The sequence below is a fragment of the Gordonia hirsuta DSM 44140 = NBRC 16056 genome, from assembly GCF_000333015.1.
GTDB classification, from domain to species: domain Bacteria; phylum Actinomycetota; class Actinomycetes; order Mycobacteriales; family Mycobacteriaceae; genus Gordonia; species Gordonia hirsuta.
The window spans coordinates 211,680-232,818 of the sequence record NZ_BANT01000004.1 but is presented as its reverse complement, the minus strand read 5'-3'; the positions used below and the strand labels follow the sequence as shown (position 1 = coordinate 232,818).

The following is a 21,139-nucleotide window of genomic DNA, read 5'->3' as shown; positions in this document are numbered from 1 at the left end:
TCAGCCCGCCAATCGCAGCCCGCGGGAGCTGCCGTAGAGGGACAGGGCGATGATCAGGGTCACCGTGACCACGCTGACCAGGGACAGGCGGACGGCCCGGCCGGTGGCGACGCCGACCCCCTCGGGTCCGCCGCTGGCGTAGTAGCCGTAGTAGGTGCAGATGAGCATCACCAGCACCGCCATGGTGATCGCCTGCAGGAACGACCACAGCACGTCACTGGGGATCAGGAAGGTGGAGAAGTAGTGGTCGTAGACGCCGGGGGACTGGCCCAGGATGTAGACGGTCACCACGCGGCTGGACAGGAACGAGAACAGCATGCCGACGGCGTAGATCGGCAGGATGGTGACCAGGCCGGCGACCAGCCGGGTGCCCACCAGATAGGGCATCGGCCGGATGGCCATCACCTCGAGGGCATCGATCTCTTCGCTGATCCGCATGGCGCCCAGCTCCGCGGTGGTACTGGCGCCGACCGTCGCGGCCAGCCCGATGCCGGCGGTCACCGGAACCACCACGCGCACATTGACGTAGGCCGACAGGAAACCGGTCATCGCGTCGACGCCGATGTCGCCCAGGGTGCTGTAGCCCTGGACCGCCACCGTCGCGCCGGCGAACAGGGTGAGGAAGCCGGTGATCATCACGGTGCCGCCGATCAGGGCCAGGGCGCCGCTGCCCAGGCTCAGGTCGGCGATGATGCGGAGCAGTTCGGCGGTGTGATGGCGGATCGCGCGGGCCGCCGAGGCGAAGGCGCGGGCGATGAAGCGGATGAACCGGCCGGTCTCGACGATGCCGTCGTCCAGGGTGGTCAAGAAGCGGCGGGTGACGCGGACGGGCGCCTTGTGCAGCAGGGTCACAGGCCGCCTCCGATGGCCACGCCGACCGCGGTGAGTACCAGGTTCAGGACGAAGAGCGCGCTGAAGGAGTAGACGACGGTCTCGTTGACCGCATTGCCCACCGCCTTGGGGCCGCCGGAGACGGTCAGCCCGCGGTAGCAGGCGATCAGCCCGGCCACCCCGCCGAAGACCGCCGCCTTGATCTGCGAGAGGATCACCTCGCCGGGGCCGACCAGCAACGTCAGGCTCGAGGCGTACGAACCCGGGGAGACGTCCTGGGCGTAGACCGAGAAGAAGAAGCCGCCGACGATCCCGATGGCACAGACGCCGGCGTTGAGCAGGAAGGCCACCAGCGTGGAGGCGGCCACCCGGGGCACCACCAGGCGGGCGACCGGGTCGATGCCGAGCACATCCATCGCGTCGATCTCTTCGCGGATGGTGCGCGATCCCAGGTCCGCGGCGATCGCGGTGGCACCGGTGCCGGCGACCACCAGGACGGTCACCAGCGGGCCGATCTGGGTGACGGCACCGAAACCTGCTCCGGCGCCGGACAGATCCCGGGCGCCGATCTCGCCGAGCAGGGCGTTGAGGGTGAAGACCACCAGCACGGTGAACGGGATGGCCATGACGATGGTCGGCAGCAGCGACACGCGAATGATCGTCAGGCACTGGATCCCGAATTCGGCGACCTGCACCGGCCGGCGAAAGGTGGCCCGACCGGTGTCTGCGCAGAGGGCGAAGAATTCGCCGACGCTCGACAGCACCCCCCGCACCGCCGACGTCAGCCCGGTGCGGGCGGCGTCCAGCCGGTCGGTCCGCGGTTGTTCGACGGTCATGAGGGCAGCAGCCGGTAGCGCAACATCATGTCGTGGTCTTCGTGGTCGAGGATGTGACAGTGCCAGACGTACCCCTGCAGTTCGCGTTCGGCGGCATGCGCGCTCTGGTGCCCGTGCGTGGCCGGCGGGCGGGCCGCCGCGCGCCCGCCGGAGGGCTTGGTCCAGTTCTTGGTCGGATCCGAGGAGAACAGGGCGTCGGGGTCGAAGCCGAGCTCGTCGGCGGTCGGCCAGCGCACGATGATCGAGGTGACGTGCCCGGCGATCGCGTGCACGGTGTCCTTCCAGCCGCGCTCCCAGGCGGCCGGGGGACGCATCGGCCCGGCGTAGAAGCCGGAGGGGTCCGGTGCCCACCGGGTGCCCACGGGCGGTTGCGGATGCGCTGCCTGGTAGTCGACGGTGCGCAGCGGACGCCGACCCAGGACCCGGAACATCACCAGATGCAGGTGCACCGGATGCGGGTCAGGGGTGATGTTGACGATGTCCCAGCGCTCGATGGTGCCTTCCCGCGGTTTCTCGATCTGCGGATCGGCGTAGCGCAGGTTGTTCATCGTCATGATCGCCGGCGGGATCCGCAGCGCATAAGGCTGGGAGAGGGTGACGGTGCGGGTGCGCTGCGGTGTGGCGACCGGGGGCAGGGCCGCCGGCTGGTTGCGGCCCCCGCGCAGCCTGCTCGGCACACCGCCGCGGTGTCCCTTCCCGGCCCCGGCGATGAAGCGGCAGAACCGCGGCATCGCCACTTCGCCGAGGATGGCCGCCTGGGTGGGCGGGGCCAGATCGTTGCACAGGTCCACCGTCTGCCCGGGGGCCAGTGAGCTGAAGTCGACAAGGATGTCGAAACGCTCGGCAGGGGAGACCAGGATCGAGCGCGTCGACACCGGGGCATCCAGCAGCCCGCCCTCGTTGCCGATCACCCAGAACCGCATCTTGTTGGAGAAGAACAGCCGCCAGACCGAGAAGGACGCGGCGTTGATCACGCGGAAGCGGTAGAGGCCCCGGTCGACGCGCATTTTGGGCCAGACCTTGCCGTTGACCAGACCGCGGTCGCCGACCGCGCCGCCCTCCCAGTGGCCTTCGGGAACCACCGGAGTCGAGCGCAGCGACTGGCGGCCGTCGGCGGCGAAGATCTTCTCCTGCAGGATCAGCGGCACCTCGTGCTCGCCGGCCGGCAGGCCCAGCGGATTGTCGGGACGGCCGGTGTCGAAGCCGTCGCGCAGGAAATACATCCCGGCCAGGCCCGCGTAGACGTTGGCGCGCGTGATCGCCATCGCGTGATCGTGGTACCAGAGGTGGCCGGCTTCCTGCCGATTGGGGAACTTGAACAGCTGGGTGCCCTGGTGCGGCAGCATCAGCTTTTCCGGGTGCCCGTCGTATTCCGGCGGGGTGGCGCCGCCGTGCAGATGCATCGACGTGGGTGGGCGCAACCGGTAGCTGTCCTGCACCCCGTGCAGGCTCGTGTCCAGATCGGCGGCGAAGGTGTGTGTGCCCAGCGCGCTGCGGTAGTGGATCGTCGTCTGCTCGTCGACGTGGGCTTCGATGGTGGGGCCCAGGTAGTCCTCGTCGTTGTAAGCCATCGCCGGCACGCGGGGCTGATCCCGGTGAAAACGCGCCTTAGTCGATCGCGCGACGATGTCGATCGGAGTGGTCGGGGACGACTGGATCACCCCCGGGACGGTCAGGTCGTCGACGTACTTGGCCATCGGTGGGGAATGGAAGATGGTCGGTACCTTGATCGGCAGCTCTCCGGGAGACAGCTGCGGCTCCGCGCGCACCGAACTGCGCCCTAAGCTCAACCCCGCCAGAGCAGCGCCCCCGCCCAGCAGAAGCTGGCGACGGCTGAAATTCGAACCCACGTGATATGTCCCTCGATCGCGTGTGAGTGAGATGAACCGCACAGTACCATACGGTATGGTCTGTTCGGAGTCATCGCGGGAACGGTCGTCATCCGTCGATGTCGATGCAGGTAGAGGATGGAAAGTGCGGTATTTCCCGGGCTGGATCGTTGGTCTCGTCGCGCTGCTTCTTGCCGTGCCGATGGGGGCGTGGGCGGCCGTCGGGGGCGCCCACGCCGCACCTGCGGCGACCTGTGAGCGCCAGGTACTGATGCTGCACGATATGGCCGGCACCGCCGCCGAGATGCGGGCATTCGCGCGACGTCTGGACCTGAGTCCGGAGTGCCTCGTCGTGGCCGACTACGGCCGCACCCCGCTGACGCGGCTGGCCGTGGATCTAGGTGGGCCGCCGATCGCGGGCCTGACCGCGATCGACGACAGTGCCGCCCAGATCGCCGCCCTGATGCGGGCCCGGCAGCGGCCCGAGTCGAGCGCCTGGACTGTCGTCGCGCACGGTGCCGGCGGCCTGGTGGCCCAGCGCGTGCATGCCACCGCGACCACCGGCGCCCCGATCGAGCACATCATCACCGTCGGCCCGCTGTGGCGCGGCACCAATATCGCCTTCCTGGGCGACAGCGAACAGATCAGCCGCCGGCTGGGCACCTACGACGCGATCCTGGCGGTGGAGAAACCGCTGATCGACCCGTGGTGCGGCGGCTGCCGTGAACTGATCGCCGGCTCGGACCTGCTGACCGACCTGCACCGGGACGGGCTGCCGTCGGCCGATGTCCGTTACACTAATGTCATCTCGCCGGTCGACGGTCTGGTCAGCGATCCCCGGTCGGCGGCGCTGCCGGGAGCGCGCAACCACACGCTCGACACCGTCGATATTCACACGGCGAATCACTTCGCGTTGCTGTCTGAACCTGCAGTCGGCGCGCTGGTCCGCACGGCGATAGGGAGTCGGTGACAGATGGCTGCACCACGGAACCGGTTATCGGCTGATGACTGGGTGGATGCAGCGTTGACGCTCATCACCGCAGAAGGGGTGGCCGGTCTCAAGATCTCCCGGCTGTGCGAGGTCCTCGAGGTGACCAAGGGCAGCTTCTACTGGCACTTCAAAGACCTCGATGCGTTGTGGGAGGCGATGGCCGAGCGCTGGCGGACGCTGAACTCCGCCCGGATCGGCGAATTACATCAACTGGCCGAACTCCCGCCGGAGCGACGTCTGCTCACCCTGTCCACGATGCTCATCAGCGAGCATCACCTGACCGTGGAGACGGCGATCCGCGACTGGGCCCGCATCAACGAGCAGGTGGCCGAAACGGTTCGGCAGATCGACTCCGAGGTCTTCAACGTCGTCTATGCGACCCTGTCGGAGCTGGAGATCAGCAACGACCAGGCGCGGCTGCTGGCCGGCCTGCTGGTGTACGCGGGGATCGGCTTCATTCACGGCCACGAGGGTCTGCCGACGCCGACACCGGAAGAACTCGAACGCGCGCTGCTGGGCCTGCTGCTTCCGGTCACCGAACAGTGAACGCCGGTGCGCCGGTCTGCCGCAGCCTGATCACCGCAGCCTGATCCGCACGGCCGGACCCCGGCGATGCCTTCGGGCCCGGCATCGCGAGCGATTCCGGGCCCGAAGGCATGCGAAGAGAGCGGGCTACTTCTTCTTGCCCTTCTTGCTCTTCTTCTTCTTGTCCTTCTTCTTCTTGTCCTTCTTCTTCTTGTCCTTCTTCTTCTTGTCCTTCGTGTCCTTCTTCTTCCCCATGATTCACCTCCCCGTCGTCAACTGCGGTGGTCGAGTCACCTGGCCGGGATGTGACCTGATGTCTACCTGGAAGACATCGGCTGTTCATTTCTCCGGTTGATCCGAACCATAGCCCACACTCGCGCCGGTCGAGGCGCGGAATCAGATCTTCCGGAGCACGGCCTGTTTCTCCCGGGAGACGACGACGGCCCGACCGCCGGAAAGGGGTCGAGCCGTCGTCGCAGCGTGCCGGCGCAGCCGTCAGGCGCTGGAGCCGAGCTCGGCGTCCAGGCGCAGAATGCCCGAGCCGTCGTCGTTGATGAGCTTGGCGCGCCCGAGGATCTCCCGGACCGTCGCCTCCTCCTCGACCTGCTCGGCGATGAACCAGTCGATCACCGGGCGTGAATCGATGTCGTCGGTCTCCCGGCCGAGGCGGAAGAGGCCGCGGATGGATTCGGAGACCTTCTCTTCGGCCTCCAGGGCGATCTCGAAGGCTTCGGCGATGCTGTTGATCTTGATCGAGGGCAGCGTGATGTCGCCGATCACCGGGTGGTTGTCGCGGTCGGTGAGGTGCTTGATCAGCCGGTCGGCGTGGCCGAGCTCTTCGGCAGCGTGCGCCTGCATCCAGGAGGCGATGCCGGGCAGGTCCTGGAGTTCGAATTCAATGGCCAGCTGCCGATACAGCATGGCGGACTCGAACTCGAGAGTGATCTGCGTGCTGAAGGCGTCTTCAAGCTGTTCATTCATCTTCATAACGGCCACGGTAGTGACGTCCTTTCGATTCCGCTAGCAAGTTTTGTCTACCCTAAACCCGTTCTGAACAGGGAGTATGTAGTTACGCTAACCTTACTTTCCCGGTGCATGGCCATCGCCACGAGCCGGGCGTCTCAGGCGTGGTCCGGCCGCGGATCGGCCAGCTGCACCAGCATGTCGATGAGCGACTGCAGGTCTGCGGCGGCCCGCTGCGCATCGGGATCGCTCAGGTACTGGAGCATCAGCCCGTCCAGGGAGGCCAGGAGGATCCGGCCGAGCTGGTCGAAGCCAACCGCACAGACCTCCCCGGCCTCGTGCGCTGCCGCCCGGCACCAGTCGGCCGCCGCCTGGGTATAGGCCTGGTATTGGGTGCGGGCCAACTCGTGCTGGCCCGGCTCTCGCAGGGAGTAGGCGGTGAGTTCGTACTGCATGAGCTGCAGATCCGGGTCGGTGACCAGCTGCGCCCAGATCTGCGGGACGCCGGTACGGAGCGCGTACTCCAGGCCGTTGCCGGTCGAGGCGGTGTCGGTGATGACCCCGGCCAGGTCGGCGACGGCATCCTCGGTCACTCGTCGCAGCAGCTGCTGGCGGCTGGGGAATACGTACTGCAAGGTGCCCAGGGGGATCCGCGCCTCGGCGGCGATGTCGCGCAGCGAGGTGCGCGCGACTCCCCGGCGCGAGAGGATCCGGCGGGCGGCCCGCGCCACCTGCCCCGCCCTCACAGCGGCCTGCACACGAGACATCCTCGTTCCTCCCCTCTGGTTCGGGTACCTGCCGACCGCTGCGGCTGGGCATTCGGGCCCAGCCTAGTGCCCCGTAGGCTGAGGGCGTGGAACTGGAACTCGCCACGGAGCTGGCGCTCATCGCGGCCGGGCTGATCTTCCTGTGGGGCCTGGTCCTGGGGGTGTGGAAGTTCGCGCAGATCTCGGCCAGCCCCGAGGGACATGCACACATCTACGTCGACATCGCCCACCGGGCCGCACTGATGTACTCGTTCGCCACACTGCTGCTGGCGGCACTGGTGCAGTTCAGTGCCTGGCCGGATTGGCTCAACATCGCTGCGCTGGCGGTGGTCGTGGCCTTCTTCGCCGGCGCGATCGGCGCGTACTGTCTGCACGGCTGGCGCCGGGACACCACCAACCAGTACCACCCCGCCGACCGGTCGCTGACGCTGGCCACCTACGCCCTGATCGTCGGCGAGCTCGGCGGCACCGTGGTGATCTTCAGCGGCTTTCTGGCCGAGGTGATCGGCGGCTGGGCCGGCTGAGCGGCGCACGCTTCCCCTGCCGGGCCGGTTCGTCAGAGGGCGTAGACCTGGTTGGGCACCGAGACGGTGGCCTGCCAGCCGAGTTCGCGGTGCATGCGGTGGCGCAGGGCCTCGGCGGCCGCGGGCTCGCCGTGCACGATGAAACTACGTTCGGGCGCGTGCGTGAACCCGCGCATCCAGCGGATCAGTTCGTCGCCGTCGGCGTGCGCGGAGAACATGTGCAGGTCCTCGATTCGGGCATTGATCGGTACCCATTCGCCGTACAGCTTGAGGAAGCGTGCGCCGTCGGCCAGGGACCGGCCGCGGGTGCCCACCGACTGGTAGCCGGCCAGCACGATCGACGTGCGCGGATCGGCGGCGAAGGCGGCCAGATGGTGCAGTATCCGTCCGCCGGTGGCCATCCCGCTGGCTGACAGCACGATCTTCGGGGAGCGGTCGGCGGAGATCTCCTTGGAGGCCTCGGGATCGCGGGTGTAGTCGGCGATGGCGAACAGCTGCTCGGTCAGCGCCGGGTCGAGCCGATGCTGATCGGGGAAATGGCGCAGCAGTTCACCGGCGTTGATGGCCATCGGCGAGTCGACGTAGATCGGCACCGGCGCGATCCGGCCCTGACGCAGCAGCTGCCACAGGTAATAGAGGATGGTCTGGGTCCGGCCGACGGCGAACGCCGGGATCAGCACGGTGCCGCCGCGCCCGATGGTTCCGGTGACGATGCGCTCGAGCTCGTCCAGCGGAGAGGTGGCCTGGCGCAGCCGATCCCCGTAGGTGGACTCGGTGACCAGGACGTCGGCGCGCCGGACCGGTTCGGGATCGAACATCAGTGGATCGTCGTACCGGCCCAGATCGCCGGTGAAGGCCACGGTGGTCTGCCTGCCGCCGGGCGCCCCGGGGCTCTCGTCCCAGGTGATGGTCGCCGTGGCCGCGCCCAGGATGTGTCCGGCTCCGCGGTAGACCACGTCGACGCCGGGCAGCGGGGTGAAGGGGACGTGGGGCGGCCGGGTCTGGAACAGCGGCAGGGTGGCTTCGACGTCGTCGACGTCGTACAGCGGCAGCGCTGGGTGGTGACGCGAGCTCTTGCGCTGGTTGGCGAAGTCGGCGTCACGCTGCTGGATGTGGGCGCTGTCGCGCAGGATGATCTCGGCGACGGCCCGGGTGGCCGGGGTGGCGTAGATCCGGCCGGTGAAACCCTCGCGGACCAGTCGCGGCAGATAGCCGACATGATCCAGATGGCCGTGGGTCACGATCACCGCGTCGATGCTGTCTGCGGCGATCGGCAGCGGCCGCCAGTTGGCTTCGCGCAGATTCTTGATGCCCTGGAACAGCCCGCAGTCGACCAGGACCGTGCGGCCGCCGCCCTGCAGCAGGTGTTTGGAGCCGGTGACGGTGCCGGCGCCGCCCAGCGAGGTGAGAGTCAGTCCAGCCATCTCTTCACCATAGATGCCGGCGACGGGCCCGGTTGGTCTACCGGGCCCGTCGCGAGCGAGGATCAGTCGGGCTGATCAGGAGTACAGCAGGCCACCGCAGGTCGGCCAGGCGCCGACGCCCTGCGTCGACAGCACGTTCTCGGCGACGCGGATCTGCTCAGCGCGGCTGGCGTGGTGCGGCATGCCGGCACCGCCGTTGGACTGCCAGGTCGGCAGCGAGAACTGCAGGCCGCCGTAGTAGCCGTTGCCGGTATTGATGGCCCAGTCGCCGCCGGACTCACACTGAGCCACGGCATCCCAGTTGCCGCTGGCGGCCGAAGCGGTGCCCGCCAGGGCGCTCATCGGGACGATGGCCAGGGCGCCGGTCAGAGCGGCGCGGGTCGCGAGCTTCTTGATGCTCATAAGTCATTTCCTCCATCTCTTACCGGGAGCCTTTGTTTCCCGGTGATCGCGGACTTCGGCGACGTTACGAGAAACAAAAGCAAAGGTCACGCCCGGTTGTGTGACTCAGAACACCGGTCGCTAACTTTTGCAAGCGGTCGTCTCGCGTCGTCTGCGCTGGTCACGGGGCACGTTCGGCCGTAATCAATCCGTGACCTTCAGGAGTCCGAATGTGAGGCGTCCCATACCCGAAAAGTGACGGTGAACACGCATGGATCTGGCTAGCGTGAGGACCGTGGGCGCATACAACGACGAATTCACTCGCAGTATCGACGATCCGGAGGGGTTCTGGCTCGATGCGGCCACTGCCGTCGACTGGATCGACCCGCCGACCCGGGCGCTGGACGATTCGGCGGCCCCGCTCTATCGGTGGTTCCCCGACGCCACACTGAACACCTGTGTCAACGCCCTGGACCGGCATGTGGAGGCCGGTCACGGTGACCGGCCGGCGCTGATCTGGGACTCGGCGATGGTCGGCGAGCAGCGCACCTATACCTATGCCCAACTGCGCGATGCGGTCGCCACGTTCGCCGGTGTCCTGACCGCCCAGGGGGTCGCCAAGGGCGACCGCGTCATCATCTACCTGCCGATGATCCCCGAGGCCGCGATCGCGATGCTGGCCTGTGCGCGGATCGGCGCAGTGCATTCGGTGGTCTTCGGCGGTTTCGCCGCACCCGAACTGGCGACCCGCATCGACGATGCCGAGCCGGTCGCGATTGTGACGGCCTCGGGCGGGCTGGAACCGGGGCGCACCGTCGAATACCTGCCGATGGTGCAGGCCGCCGTGGAGTTGAGCGCGACCCCCCCGCCGGCGGTGATCGTCAAGAACCGCCCGCAGGTGGCCGGGAGCGCCGCCGACTACGGTTGGCTGGACTGGGACGAGCAGTTCGATCGGGCCGCTCCGGCCGCTCCGGTCGAGGTGGCCGCCACCGACCCGCTCTACATCCTCTACACCTCCGGCACCACCGGAAAACCCAAGGGCGTGGTCCGCGACAACGGCGGCCACGCCGTCGCCTTGTGCTGGTCGATGCGCAACATCTACGACATCTCACCGGGGCAGGTGTGGTGGACGGCCTCCGACGTCGGCTGGGTGGTCGGCCACTCCTATATCGTCTACGGGCCGCTGCTGATCGGTGCGACGACGGTGATGTACGAGGGCAAGCCGGTCGGCACCCCGGACGCCGGCGCATTCTGGCGGGTGATCGCCGAACACCGGGCGGTGGCGTTGTTCACCGCACCGACCGCGCTGCGAGCCATCCGCAAGGCCGATCCCGAGGCCGCCGAACTGGCCGCCTACGACGTCTCCTCGCTGCGCACGCTGTTCGCCGCGGGGGAGCGGCTGGACCCGGACACCTTCTTCTGGGCCAGTGAGAAGCTCGGCGTCCCCGTGGTCGACCACTGGTGGCAGACCGAGACCGGCTGGTCGATCGTGGCCAATCTGCGCGGTCTGGAACAGATGGAGATCAAGCCGGGCTCACCGACGGTGCCGGTACCCGGATACCGCGTCGAGGTGGTCGACGCCGGCGGTAAGGCCGTCGAGCCGGGAACCGAAGGCAATATCGTCATCGCGCTGCCGATGCCGCCGGGCACGCTGGCCGGACTGTGGCGCGATGAGGAGCGCTACCGGTCGTCGTATCTGAACACCTTCGACGGCTACTATCTGACCGGCGATTCCGGGTACATCGACGACGACGGCTACGTCTTCGTCCTGGGCCGGTCCGACGATGTGATCAACGTGGCCGGGCACCGGCTGTCCACCGGCAGCATCGAAGCGGTGGTGGCCAGTCATCCGGCCGTAGCCGAATGCGCCGTGGTCGGCATCCGCGACGACCTCAAGGGGCAGCGGCCCAGCGGTTATGTGGTCCTCAAGGCCGGCGCTGATCTGGATGAGGACACGCTGCGCAGCGAACTGGTGGCACTGGTGCGCGAGGAGATCGGGGCGGTGGCCACCTTCCGTGACGTGACCGTGGTGGCGGCGTTGCCCAAGACCCGGTCGGGCAAGATCCTGCGCAAGACCATGCGCCAGATCGTCGACGGTGAGGAGTACGCGGTACCGTCGACGATCGAGGACATGTCGGTTCTGGAGGTCCTGGCCGAGCAGCTGGCGCCCAAGCAGTAGTGCTCCGGTACGGCGCTCAGCTCAGCCCAGCAGCCCCGGCCGCAGCAGCGTGCGCATGGTCGAGACGATCTGCTCCGGACCGATGGTCGGATCCAGAGACCGTTCGACGATCACCGAGTTCACCGCACCGATGTAGGCGGTCCATTGCAGGGGAGTGGACGTCCCGACGTCCAGTCCCCGTTCGGCACCGGCCTGCAGCGCGGTCTGCAGTAATTCGCCCCAGCGTGCCCGGCGGGAGTGCCGGTACTCCTCGAAGGCGGGACTGACCCCGACCACCTCGACGAAGGCGATCCGCGCTTGCCGGGGATCGTCGAAGGCCTCGACGAAGGCCCGCACCCCGGCGTCGAGGACCGTATCCAGGTCGTCGTCGGTGGCGATCCGCTCGAGCACGACGGTGGCCACCGCGGACATCGCCCGGTCCTGGTTCTGGTCGTACAGGGTTCGCAGCAGATCCTCGCGATCGCTGAACTCCTGATAGAACTGCCGGGTCGACAGTCCGGCGGCCCGGCAGACCTGCGGCACCGAGGTCCCGGTGTAGCCGGTGGTACCGAACAGTTCGACGGCCGCGGCCAGGAAGCGTTCGCGGCGTTCACGCCGCCGATCGGTCACCGCCTGACCACCGTAGACCCGAGAGGTGTTCACACCGGCCAGGTTAGTGCCCCGCGGATGGACCGACTACTTGCCGCGGCCGATCTGTGCGCCGAAGATCGCTGCCACATTGGCCCCGACGGTCTCGGCGAAGGCCGGCCACCAGCGTGCGTCGGTCGCCTTGGACAACACGTCGTGGGTGGTGCATCCGGGGTCGGCGGGTATGCCGTCGAGCCGGTCCTTGAGCCACAGCACTGCCGCCGGTGCACCGGCGATCTCGGCCAGGATGTGCTCGGACAGGTGGTCGCGGGTGTAGCGGACCGAGGCCTCGGGGTCGCGGCAGTAGGTCTTCACCAGGGTGTTGACCTGGCCCACGGGAATGATCTCGTCGAGCTGGGACTGCCAGATGTACAGCGGCATATCCGGAACGCTCGCGCCCATCTTGGTCTCCCGCAGCACCCGCTCCACCGCGGGGGCGTCCAGGGGGTCGCCCGGCCAGGAGATGAAGCCCTTGTTGTTCAGGAACGGCAGCAGCATCGACGTGTGGCCGACGCACAGCGGCCGCTTGGCGGCCATCAGCAGTTTGCCCTCGGGGTTGAGCCGCCGGTCCAGGAACCGGGCGAAGTCGTCGTATTCGTTGGCCAGGCCCGCGATCGCGGCCAGGATCAATCCGCTGGTGGCGCCGTGCTGAGCGTAGTTCAGCACCGCGCGCAGATCGGCCGGGACACCGCCCTGCGCGGCGCCGACCACGTTGAGTTCGGGTGCGTAGGTCTGTTTCAGCTCGGCGGCGTGGCCGGTCACGATGGCGCCGCCGGAATAGCCGTATAGGGCCATGGGCGACTGCTCGGACAGGCCCATCGGGGTGAAGCTCTTCGCCGCGCGCAGGCCGTCGAGGGTGATCCGCGCACCCAGCGGGCCCGCAGCGTACGCATGTTTGGGGCCCTGATGATCAGGCAGCGACAGTGCCCAGCCCTGGGCGAGCATGCCCTGGGCGATCACCATCTCGGCCGGGATCACCATCTGCCCGACCGCCGGACCGGCCGACCACTGCTGCAGGACGTACGACGGAGCGCAGTAGCCGGCGGTGGAGTCTTCTGCAAGCTGCATCGAGACCACCTTGCGCGGGCCTTTACCGGCGCCACGGGGCTTGAGCAGCGTGGTGACCGCGGCGAGCGGCTTCCCGCGGGTGTCGGTCGACCGGTACGACAGCTGCCAGGCGTCGACGTTGAGCCGGGCCAGGCCGAGGGTCGCGGCGTGGATGCGTCGGGCGGCGAGGATCTGGCCGGGGGAGGCCGCGGCCACCGTCGCGGCCGGCGGCTCGTAGAAGGAGCGATCCAGTTCCTGCGGTAGCGGAATCATCGGCGCCGGAGCGACGGGTACCGGTGCCGACGCCGAGGGTGCTGCCGACGCCGTCGGCGCAACCGGCAGCAGTACGCCGGTGATCGTCACGGCCAGCGCCGCGGTCACGGTCCGAGCGCGAATCGGGAACTTCATCTGAACTGACCCCCTGGGACAGGTGAAAGGCGAACGGAAACCCCACAGTGAAACATCGATGTTTCACTGTGGGGTCGACGCTACCCCAGCAGTGGTGCGGCACACAATCGCGCCCGTGATGTGGCCCAGGATGCGAACAAGCCCCGGGGGAGGGGCCTCTCCTCCGCCGGGGCTTGTTCGTGGCGCGTGCTCTCAGGCCGTTGCGTCGATACCGATCACTTGAGCTCGGCGCTGGATTTACCCAGCACGCGCCGGGCGATGATCAGCTGCTGAATCTGCTGGGTGCCCTCGAAGATGTCCAGGATCTTCGAGTCGCGCGCCCACTTCTCCAGCAGGGAGCGCTCCGAGTAGCCGACGGTGCCGGCCAGTTCGACGGCCTTGTTGGTCACGTCGGTGCCGGTGCGCCCCGCCTTGGCCTTGCTCATCGAGGCCTCCAGCGAGTTCGGGATCTTGTTGTCGGCCATCCAGGCGGCGCGCAGCGTCATCAGGTACGAGGCCTCCCAGTCCGACTCCAGACGGATGAACTCGGCCACGGCGGCCGGCTGATCGGCGGCCGGACGGTCGTAGTCGATCTCCAGGCCCGCGTCCTCGAGCACGCTGCGCAGCTCTTCCAGCGACGCCCGCGCCACACCGACGGCCATCGCGGCCACCATCGGGCGGGTGTTGTCGAAGGTCTGCATCACCCCGCCGAAGCCCTTCTTGACGTCCACCTCGGGCGAGCCGAGCAGATGTGAGGCCGGGATGCGGCAGTTCTCGAAGCGGATCACCGCGGTGTCGCTGGCCCGGATGCCCAGCTTCTCCTCGAGCCGTTCGACGGTGACGCCGGGGTGCTCGCGCGGGACGACGAAGCTCTTGATGGCCGCCCGGCCCAGGCTCTTGTCCACGCTGGCCCACACGACGATGTGGCTGGCGCGCGAGCCGGCGGTCACGAAGATCTTCTCGCCGTTGAGGACGTACTCGTCGCCGTCGCGGTCGGCGGTGGCGGTCACCGCGGCCGAATCGGAGCCGAAACTCGGTTCGGTGATGGCCATGGCGGCCCACACCTTGCCGAAGGCCTCGAGCTGCTCGTCGGTGGCCACCGCGGCGATCGCGGCGTTGCCCAGCCCCTGATAGGGGATCGAGAGCATCAGGCCCACATCGCCGTAGGAGGCCTCCATCGAGTTGATGATCGACTGCATGTTGCCGCCGTTGGCGTTGTAGCCCTCGGGGCGTTCCTGGGTGTCGCCGCGCCCGCCGGCGGCACCGGCCCCGGCCTGACCGGCCGCGGCCAGACCGTCGTAGAGGGCCGCCAGGGTGTCCAGCTCGACCGGATAGTCGTGCTCGGCGAGGTCGTACTTGCGCGAGATCGGGCGGAACACCTGCAGGCCGGCCTGCCGGGCCTGGTCGATGTTGGCGGCGAACTTGCGGGGCAGTTCCAGATTGATAGCCATCAGAGCACCACGATCCCCTCGCCGATGCCGGCGCCGCGCAGGTCGCGGTACCAGCGCTCGACCGGATGCTCCTTGGTGAAGCCGTGGCCACCCAGCAGCTGGATACCGTCCAGGCCGATCTGCAGGCCCTTGTCGATGGTCAGCTTGCGGGCCAGAGCGGCCTCGCGGGCGAACGACAGGCCCTGCTCGGCGCGGGAGGCGCCACGCAGGGTCACCAGCCGGATCGAGTCGACCTCGGTGGCCATGGTGGCGACCATGAAGGCCACCGCCTGGCGGTTGGAGATCGGCTCGCCGAAAGCCTCGCGCTCGTTGACGTAGGGGATCACGTAGTCGACGACGGCCTTGGCGGTGCCGGCGGCCAGTGCCGACCAGCCCAGGCGCGAGAGGCGGACCACATCGGTGTAGGCGGCCGCGGCGGCGTCCAGATCGGCGGCGCTGTCGACGCCGACGATCGCGTGCTCGGGCACCGAGACGCCGTCCAGGATCAGCCGGCCCATCCCGGCCGCACGCAGACCCATACCCGGATCGGCTTCGACGGACAGGCCCTTGGTGTCCGATTCGACGATGAACAGCACCGGGCGGCCGTCGAGCATGGCGCCGACCAGGAACAGTTCGGCGTTGCCGGCGTTGGGCACGAAGCTCTTCACGCCGTCGAGGCGGTAGCCGCTGGGCACGCGGGTGGCCTTGGTCTGCAGCGCGAAGGCGTCGAACAGCGGCCGCGGTTCGGCGATGACGACGGCCGAGGCGGGCACGTTCTCGCCGGCGAAGTCGGGCAGGTAGGTCTTCTGCTGCCCGTCGCTGCCGAAGTTGGTCAGGGTGGTGGCCACACCGGAGGGGGCCAGCAGTGGCAGGGCAAGACCCATATCGCCGTGCGCCATCGCCTCGGCGACCAGTGCATTGGTCACCACGCCGCGCTCGGAGGCGGCGCCGTCGAAGGCCTCGGGGACGTTGATCATGGTGATGCCCAGCTCGGCCGAGCGGGCCAGGATGTCCCCGGGCGCGGTGGCGTTCTTATCGGCCTCGTAGGCGGCCGGGCGCAGAATCGAGTCGGCGAAGTCGGCGACGGTCTCGGCGATCATCTCCTGCTCGTCGTCCGGAGTCAGGTTGAAGTACCCCTTCGGGCTGATCACCGGGCGCTGCGGATCGCCGCCGCCGGAGGACGGGGTGAACGCCCGGCTGGCGGCACCCAGGGTCTTGAAGCCGGTCTTGGTGGCTTCATAGGCGACCCGATTGATCGGCTCGCGCAGCTTGTACTTGTCGACGAACTCCGAGCCGGTCAGCGCGGTCAGTGCCCGCATGGCGGCACCGATCGGGCTGACCTTGTGCTGCTGAGCGCCCACCGAACTGGTGTCCTTGGGCCCGGCTTCGCGGTTCTTGGTCTTCTGAGTCATGGCCTGCATTCTCTCGAGGGGACGGATAGTCGCTTCGGGCGGAATCTTACTCCGCGGTAAGGATGTACCTTACTTCGCGGTAAGGAGCTTGTCACGTGGCAGCATGGCATCCATGAAGATCACCTCGTTCGGACACTCCTGCCTGCTCGTCGAACTGGCCGGCGCGCGGATCCTCTTCGACCCGGGAACTCTGGCGGCCGGCTTCGAAGACCTGACCGGGCTGGATGCCATCCTGATCACCCATCAGCACGCCGATCACGCCGATCCGGCCCGGCTGCCGGGGCTGATCGCCGCCAATCCGGAGGCGGTGCGCTACGCCGACCCGCAGACCGCGCAATTGTTCAACGACGACCCCGACGGCCCGGGGCAGTGGTCGGTGCTCGCGCCCGGCGGCACCGTCGCCCTCGGCGCGGTGACCGTGCGCGGCACCGGTGGCCGGCATGCGGTGATCCACCCTTCGCTGCCGGTGGTCGACAACACCGTCTACATTCTGGACGCGCCGGATCGGCCGGGGGCCTTCATGCATCCCGGCGACAGTCTGTACATCGCGTTCGAGCCGATCGATGTGCTCGCCCTGCCTGCGGCCGCCCCGTGGCTCAAACTCAGCGAGGCGGTGGACTATCTGCGCGGAGCGAGTCCGCGCACCGCCGTCCCGATCCATCAGGGCGTGCTCTCGGCGGCAGGCCGGACCATCCACAACGCCCGGCTGGCCGAGATGGCCCCGGACGGCACCGAGTTCACCGTCCTGGAACCGGGAGAATCGCGGGAGTTCTGAGTCGCCGGAGCGGAGGGACGAGGATGCGTGCCCTGATCGACGCCGCCTACCTGTGGCGTGAACACGATCCGGACCCGGTCACCCGGGCGGAATTGACGACAGTGATCGACGCGGCCCAGACCGGTGACGCCGCGGCGGCCGCTGAGTTGTCCGCGCGGTTCAGCGGACCGCTGACCTTCGGTACGGCCGGGCTGCGTGGCCCCGTCGGCGCGGGCGAGTCGCGGATGAACATCGCCGTGGTGATCCGGGCCACCGCTGGGTTGGCGCGATATCTGCTCGACACCGTCGGCCCGTCGGCCACCGTCGTGGTGGGCTGTGACGGCCGGCGCGGATCGAGCGAGTTCATGGCGGCCGCGTTGCAGGTGCTCTCCGGCGCCGGCCTGACCGCCGTCGCGCTGCCCGAACGCTTGCCGACCCCGGTCACCGCCTATGCGGTGCGCGCCCTGGACTGCGAGGCCGGGATCATGATCACCGCCTCGCACAATCCGCCCGCCGACAACGGCTTCAAGGTGTACCTGGGCGGTGCGGCCAGCGACCCGGCCGGGCGTGGTGTGCAGATCGTGGCACCGGCCGATAGCGAGATCGCCGCGCGGATCGCCGCCTGCCCGCCGGCCGATGCGGTACCGCGCTCGACTGCCACCATCACCCCGGCGCCGGCCTGGCTGCCGGCGGGCTACATCGCCCGCATGGCCGGCCATCGCGATTCGGCCGCCGAGTCGCCCGTCACGGTGGTGCTCACCGCGATGCACGGCGTCGGCGGCGCCACCGCGCTGGCGGTGCTGGCCGCCGCCGGGATCACCCGGGTGCACCCGGTGCCCGAACAGTTCGACCCCGATCCGCGGTTTCCCACCGTCGCCTTCCCGAATCCGGAGGAACCCGGAGCGCTGGATCGTGCGCTGGCACTGGCCCGGCGCACCCAGGCCGATGTGGTCATCGCGCTGGATCCCGATGCCGACCGCTGCTCGGTCGCCGTACCCGGACCCCGGGGGCGCTGGCAGCAGCTGACCGGTGATGAGCTCGGTGCACTGCTGGGGGAGCAGGCCGCCGCCGACCCCACCCGGCCCGGCGACACCCTGGCCTGCTCGATCGTGTCGAGCCGTTTGCTGATGGCGATCGCCGAGCACCACGGGTTGACCGGCGTTCAGACCCTCACCGGCTTCAAATGGATCGCCCGGACGCCCGGTCTGCGCTTCGGTTACGAAGAGGCGATCGGCTACTGCACCGACCCGCAGGCGGTGGCCGACAAGGACGGGATCGGGACCGCGGTACAGGTGATCACGCTGATCGAGACGCTGGCTGCCCACGGGAAGACGCTGCTCGACCAGCTCGACGAGCTGGCCCGCCGCCACGGGCTGTACGCGAGCGCCCAGCTGTCCTTCCGGGTGGCCGACCCGGCCGCGCTGTCCGACGGGATGGCCCGGCTGCGGGGGGCGCTGCCGGTGCAGTTGGCCGGCTCCCCGGTGGTGGAGTACCGGGACCTGGCCGACGGCTACCGTGGGCTGCCGCCCACCGACGGGCTACTGGTGCGCACCGCCGCCGACGACCGCGTGATCGTGCGGCCCTCGGGCACCGAACCCAAACTCAAGTGCTATCTGGAATGTGTGCTTCCGGTCGGGCAGACGATCCCGCGCGCCGCCGCCGGCGAGCGGCTGGAGATGATCAAGACCGAGCTCACCGCCGCCCTCGGCTGGTAGCCGACCGCCTGCTCAGATGTACTGAGACCAGATGTACCGCGACCAGACGTACAGAATGGAAACCGCCCCGATGACCCTCACCTCGACGCCGCACATCGATCCGCAGGGCGTCCCGATCGCCGAGACGATCCTGCTGCCCGGCGATCCGCTGCGCGCACAGTTCATCGCCGAGACCTACCTGGAGGATCCGCGCTGCTTCAATCGGGTGCGCGGCATGCTCGGCTACACCGGGACCTACCGCGGCCGGCAGGTCTCGGTGATGGGCACCGGCATGGGACTGCCGTCGATCGGCTTGTACAGCTACGAACTGATCCACTTCTTCGGCGTGAAGAACCTGATCCGGGTGGGCAGCTGCGGCACCGTGCAGCCCTACATCGACACCTACGACGTGGTGATCGCCCAGGGCGCTTCGCACGACTCGAACTACATGGAGCAGTTCGGCCTGACCGGTACCTATGCGCCGCTGTCGTCGTTCCGGCTGCTGTCCCAGGCGGCGCGGCTGGCGACCGAGCGCGGCATCACCCACCACGTCGGGAACGTCTTCTCCTCCGACGTCTTCTACAACGCCGACACCGCGCACAACACCGACTGGGCGTCGATGGGCATCCTGGCCATCGAGATGGAATCGGCGGCGCTGTTCGCCAATGCGGCCTATGCCACCGGCAAGCTCGGACACCCGGTCGAGGCGCTGGGCATCTTCACCGTCAGCGACAACATCCTGCGGGGTGTGCGCACCACGCCGCAGGAACGCCAGACCGCGTTCACCGAGATGGTCGAGATCGCCCTGGACCTGGAGTGATCGACGGTCAGCGGGCCAGCGGCCGGTAGAACACCAGTCCGTTGCCCTGGGCGTCGTAGACCACGGCCCGGCGCTCGTGGGCATCGTCGTACGGCGCGGTCACCATGCCGCCCCCGGCCTCCACGGCGGCAGCCGCGGCCGCATCGACGTCGTCGGTCTTGACGCCGACCACCACCTTGCCGGGAATCGGATGATCCACCTCGGTGGCCAGCGCCAGCGTCACCGCACCGCCGTCGAGGGCGGCGAAATGGGTGCCGTCACGGAACTTCAGCGTGAAGCCGAGGGCCTGGGTGTAGAAGTCGATCGAGGCGTCCAGGTCGTCGGTGGACAGCATGATCATCTTCACGTCGTTCTCAGCCATGGCGGGTTCCCTTCGCAGTGGTGACGGTTACCGACTTCGACCGTAGTCCGCGGCGGCGTGCGGCGGGACCCCACCGGCTGTTCGGCCGAAATCGTGGCTCAGCGCAGTGCGTGATTGATTGCGCGCACCCAGGCGCCCCGGCCGTAGCCCGCGAATCGGTATTCGTTGCCCCAGTGCCGAAAACCGCCAGGCCGTTCGGAATCACCGGGATGGCACTGAATATCCGTGTCCAGCACGTATCGACGTGGCGCAATTCGGCAAGAGGCAGCAGGAAGGGCCGCCGCTGCACGTTGACGGCGTGTGCGTGGAAACGAAGATTATCGATCGGTGCGGAAGAGGCGTCCGCCGACGCCCTCCACACCGCGCATCGAGTTCGCCGGTCCGGCGCGCAGAACCTGCTCGCCGGACTACAGATCCGCTCGGATCAGCCGGTTCATCAGGTGCACGACTGCGAGGATCAGTGCGAAGACGAGCAGGAAGAGTGCCGCCACGACCAGGTAGTCGCCCAGCGATGAGGTCACTGCAGGGCGGCCAGCACATCGTCGTGCAGCAGTGCATTGGTCGCCACCGCGCTGCCGCCGGCCGGACCGGGGGTGCCGTCCAGGGCGGTGAACCGCCCGCCGGCCTCACGCACCAGCACATCCAGCGGAGCCAGATCCCACAGCGAGACCTCCGGTTCGGCCGCGACGTCGACCGCGCCCTCGGCCACCAGGCAGTAATTCCAGAAGTCGCCGTAGCCGCGCACCCGCCACACCGCGTCGGTCAGGTCGACGAAGCGATCGCGGATCCCGCGATCGGCCCATCCGGACAGACTGGAGAAGGCCAGCGACGACGAGCTCAACTCGCCGACACCGGAGACGGTGATCGGCTGCGGCTCCCGGCCGGGGGCGCGGGTGAAGGCGCCGCCGCCTGCAGCCGCCCACCAGCGCCGGCCCAGCGCCGGGGCACTGATGACTCCGACCACCGGGACGCCGTCGTCCAGCAGGGCGATCAGGGTGGCCCAAACCGGCACTCCCCGCACGAAGTTCTTGGTGCCGTCGATCGGATCGATGACCCACTGACGTCCGCTCAGTGCGGCATCGCCGCCGAACTCCTCGCCGAGCACCGCATCGGCGGGACGCTGGCGGGCCAGGTGCTCGCGCAGCAGTCGCTCGCAGGCCAGATCGGCATCGGTGACCGGCGTCAGATCGGGTTTGTCGTCGACCTGCAGATCCAGGGCACCGAACCGTGCCGAGGTCAGCTCGTCGGCCGCGTCTGCCAGTTGTTGCGCCAGCGCCAGATCCGCCGCGAAACCGGTGCTGGGACCGGGACCGGCCCGATGGTCGCCTCCGTGGGTCTGCTCCATGATCGCTTAGAG

The 21,139-nt window shown here is 68.6% G+C and carries 20 protein-coding genes; 7 read left to right on the top strand and 13 right to left on the bottom strand.

Features of this window, described 5'->3' with window-relative positions; all coding sequences use genetic code 11:
• From GOHSU_RS02635 to GOHSU_RS02625, 3 genes are read right to left on the bottom strand one after another with little or no spacing between them, the layout of a single operon-like run.
• The gene (locus GOHSU_RS02635) at window positions 1-852 is read right to left on the bottom strand and encodes an ABC transporter permease (protein WP_005936387.1); all 852 of its coding nucleotides are present in this window, start codon (window positions 850-852) and stop codon (window positions 1-3) included.
• Window positions 849-1,667 carry an MlaE family ABC transporter permease gene (locus GOHSU_RS02630; protein ID WP_081597696.1) on the bottom strand — a complete coding sequence of 273 codons (819 nt, stop codon included), beginning with the start codon at window positions 1,665-1,667 and terminating at the stop codon, window positions 849-851. Before GOHSU_RS02630 ends, GOHSU_RS02635 begins: the two co-directional genes overlap by 4 nt.
• Window positions 1,664-3,517, bottom strand: a complete 1,854-nt coding sequence (locus GOHSU_RS02625; protein WP_005936381.1) for a multicopper oxidase family protein — start codon at window positions 3,515-3,517, stop codon at window positions 1,664-1,666. Before GOHSU_RS02625 ends, GOHSU_RS02630 begins: the two co-directional genes overlap by 4 nt.
• Before the next feature lie 124 nt (window positions 3,518-3,641).
• On the opposite strand from GOHSU_RS02625, the gene GOHSU_RS02620 reads away from it, so the two are divergent.
• A complete protein-coding gene (locus GOHSU_RS02620) occupies window positions 3,642-4,466 on the top strand; it encodes a lipase family protein (RefSeq protein ID WP_005936377.1) in 825 nt (274 codons plus the stop codon).
• Window positions 4,467-4,469: 3 nt separating this feature from the next.
• Entirely contained in the window at window positions 4,470-5,033 is a 564-nt protein-coding gene (locus GOHSU_RS02615) for a TetR/AcrR family transcriptional regulator (protein ID WP_005936373.1), read from the top strand.
• 474 nt (window positions 5,034-5,507) lie between these two features.
• On the opposite strand, the gene GOHSU_RS02610 is transcribed toward GOHSU_RS02615, so the two are convergent.
• Together GOHSU_RS02610 and GOHSU_RS02605 are read right to left on the bottom strand one after the other, a co-directional pair.
• Complete coding sequence (locus GOHSU_RS02610) at window positions 5,508-5,999, bottom strand: ferritin (RefSeq protein ID WP_024332739.1); 492 nt, start codon at window positions 5,997-5,999, stop codon at window positions 5,508-5,510.
• A 134-nt stretch (window positions 6,000-6,133) separates the two neighbouring features.
• Window positions 6,134-6,742: a TetR/AcrR family transcriptional regulator gene (locus tag GOHSU_RS02605; protein ID WP_024332738.1), complete on the bottom strand. Its 609-nt coding sequence runs from the start codon at window positions 6,740-6,742 to the stop codon at window positions 6,134-6,136.
• A gap of 86 nt (window positions 6,743-6,828) precedes the next feature.
• Between GOHSU_RS02605 and GOHSU_RS02600 the strand changes: the two genes are divergently transcribed.
• A complete protein-coding gene (locus GOHSU_RS02600) occupies window positions 6,829-7,266 on the top strand; it encodes a hypothetical protein (protein ID WP_005936364.1) in 438 nt (145 codons plus the stop codon).
• Between the two features lie 32 nt (window positions 7,267-7,298).
• On the opposite strand, the gene GOHSU_RS02595 is transcribed toward GOHSU_RS02600, so the two are convergent.
• The gene (locus GOHSU_RS02595) at window positions 7,299-8,690 is read right to left on the bottom strand and encodes an MBL fold metallo-hydrolase RNA specificity domain-containing protein (protein ID WP_005936361.1); all 1,392 of its coding nucleotides are present in this window, start codon (window positions 8,688-8,690) and stop codon (window positions 7,299-7,301) included.
• Between the two features lie 75 nt (window positions 8,691-8,765).
• Entirely contained in the window at window positions 8,766-9,092 is a 327-nt protein-coding gene (locus GOHSU_RS02590; RefSeq protein ID WP_005936358.1) for a transglycosylase family protein, read from the bottom strand.
• A 250-nt stretch (window positions 9,093-9,342) separates the two neighbouring features.
• On the opposite strand from GOHSU_RS02590, the gene GOHSU_RS02585 reads away from it, so the two are divergent.
• Entirely contained in the window at window positions 9,343-11,250 is a 1,908-nt protein-coding gene (locus GOHSU_RS02585; RefSeq protein WP_005936355.1) for a propionyl-CoA synthetase, read from the top strand.
• A gap of 21 nt (window positions 11,251-11,271) precedes the next feature.
• Here GOHSU_RS02585 and GOHSU_RS02580 read toward each other — a convergent pair whose 3' ends face one another.
• The 4 genes from GOHSU_RS02580 to GOHSU_RS02565 all read right to left on the bottom strand — a co-directional run bounded on the left by GOHSU_RS02580 (window position 11,272) and on the right by GOHSU_RS02565 (window position 16,153).
• A complete protein-coding gene (locus GOHSU_RS02580) occupies window positions 11,272-11,892 on the bottom strand; it encodes a TetR/AcrR family transcriptional regulator (protein WP_005936352.1) in 621 nt (206 codons plus the stop codon).
• A gap of 33 nt (window positions 11,893-11,925) precedes the next feature.
• Window positions 11,926-13,332, bottom strand: coding sequence for a lipase family protein (locus GOHSU_RS02575; protein ID WP_005936348.1), 1,407 nt, complete (start codon window positions 13,330-13,332; stop codon window positions 11,926-11,928).
• Window positions 13,333-13,547: 215 nt separating this feature from the next.
• Entirely contained in the window at window positions 13,548-14,762 is a 1,215-nt protein-coding gene (locus GOHSU_RS02570; RefSeq protein ID WP_005936345.1) for an acyl-CoA dehydrogenase family protein, read from the bottom strand.
• On the bottom strand, window positions 14,762-16,153 hold the full coding sequence (locus GOHSU_RS02565) for an acyl-CoA dehydrogenase family protein (RefSeq protein ID WP_005936341.1): 1,392 nt from the start codon (window positions 16,151-16,153) through the stop codon (window positions 14,762-14,764). The genes GOHSU_RS02570 and GOHSU_RS02565 overlap by 1 nt, the downstream gene beginning before the upstream one ends.
• A 112-nt stretch (window positions 16,154-16,265) precedes the next feature.
• Between GOHSU_RS02565 and GOHSU_RS02560 the strand changes: the two genes are divergently transcribed.
• The 3 genes from GOHSU_RS02560 to deoD all read left to right on the top strand — a co-directional run bounded on the left by GOHSU_RS02560 (window position 16,266) and on the right by deoD (window position 19,421).
• Complete coding sequence (locus GOHSU_RS02560; RefSeq protein WP_005936338.1) at window positions 16,266-16,928, top strand: MBL fold metallo-hydrolase; 663 nt, start codon at window positions 16,266-16,268, stop codon at window positions 16,926-16,928.
• A 23-nt stretch (window positions 16,929-16,951) separates the two neighbouring features.
• On the top strand, window positions 16,952-18,622 hold the full coding sequence (locus GOHSU_RS02555; RefSeq protein WP_005936335.1) for a phospho-sugar mutase: 1,671 nt from the start codon (window positions 16,952-16,954) through the stop codon (window positions 18,620-18,622).
• Window positions 18,623-18,692: 70 nt separating this feature from the next.
• Complete coding sequence (deoD, locus tag GOHSU_RS02550; protein WP_005936333.1) at window positions 18,693-19,421, top strand: purine-nucleoside phosphorylase; 729 nt, start codon at window positions 18,693-18,695, stop codon at window positions 19,419-19,421.
• A gap of 7 nt (window positions 19,422-19,428) precedes the next feature.
• Here deoD and GOHSU_RS02545 read toward each other — a convergent pair whose 3' ends face one another.
• Window positions 19,429-19,782, bottom strand: a complete 354-nt coding sequence (locus GOHSU_RS02545; protein WP_005936331.1) for a VOC family protein — start codon at window positions 19,780-19,782, stop codon at window positions 19,429-19,431.
• A 517-nt stretch (window positions 19,783-20,299) separates the two neighbouring features.
• The gene (gene hisN / locus GOHSU_RS02540) at window positions 20,300-21,127 is read right to left on the bottom strand and encodes a histidinol-phosphatase (protein ID WP_005936327.1); all 828 of its coding nucleotides are present in this window, start codon (window positions 21,125-21,127) and stop codon (window positions 20,300-20,302) included.
• Window positions 21,128-21,139 lie beyond the last annotated feature (12 nt).